Below are 938 nucleotides of genomic sequence, written 5' to 3' on the forward strand. Positions count from 1 at the left end.
CAGATCAGCAAATTGCGCCTTGGTGACAAAACCATCAGCAGTGCCACCCCCTTTAACGGCTTTAATGATTTTGGGATAACGTTTGAGTTTTGACCAAAAAACTTTGCCCCAACCACATTGGCCAACATCAATCATCTCACCAGCCTTGCGCTCAAGATGGCGGATTGTTGGTCATTACAAGCAAGACTTAAGGATAGCATTCATATTGTTCTGGATGCTTTTTACAAAACGGGCTGTTTAAGCGCTTCTTGACACTGCGCTGTGGTATGACAGCACCTGGACGACAAATCGGAAGGTTTTCGGCTTTATGATTCTCGCACTAAGTCCCTCCCCCCACTTTATCACGGAAACCTGATTGAACCATGCAAGCATAAATTGTTGCTTTTGCATTAATGCTCTGCTTTCTGTTTTCTGGATCAGTATCATAAGGGGTTGGCATTCCACATTCTAATAAGGCTTTTCCTACCTCAGTAAAATCTGCTCCCAGTTTCTCCTAGGCTCCTATAGAGGAGGTAGGAGTTTTATTAAATTGACAACCAGTGATGATTAATAGAGTTAATGTACTCAATAATTTTAAAGGTTTTTTCATTTTTTACTCCATGATTTACTTGAAGGAACTTGTTCACGATGAGATGAGCCATAAGTCTTTTGGCACATATCGCTCGCATATCTAAGGCAAGTATGGGAACTTATGGGATTCATGATCACTCTCCACCATTCTGTCAAAACGTTACTGCCAGCAGGTATTGTCTCGTAGGTATAGCCATTGCCGCCAATAATTCTGCTGACAAAGTCGTATCTATTCCCATCAAAGCCAACAATGGTTTGTTTGCCGTCACTCACATAACCTAACAGACCGGATGCAACTAAAACATTAAAGGCTGGTCCATAGAGATTGATAGTCGTGTTTTCGTTGGCTATACCGTGAACACCTTCTT

Annotated in this window: 2 pseudogenes; both read right to left on the reverse strand. The window is 41.9% G+C overall.

What is annotated here, in order from left to right:
• Nucleotides 1-187: 187 nt before the first annotated feature.
• Nucleotides 188-589 (reverse strand): annotated as a pseudogene (locus ACFIQE_RS10890) (hypothetical protein).
• Nucleotides 586-938, reverse strand: a pseudogene (locus ACFIQE_RS10895) (filamentous hemagglutinin); the annotation flags it as partial. The pseudogenes ACFIQE_RS10895 and ACFIQE_RS10890, both read right to left, overlap by 4 nt.

The sequence above is a fragment of the Bartonella sp. AA1HLJMS genome, assembly GCF_042197445.1.
Classification (GTDB): domain Bacteria; phylum Pseudomonadota; class Alphaproteobacteria; order Rhizobiales; family Rhizobiaceae; genus Bartonella.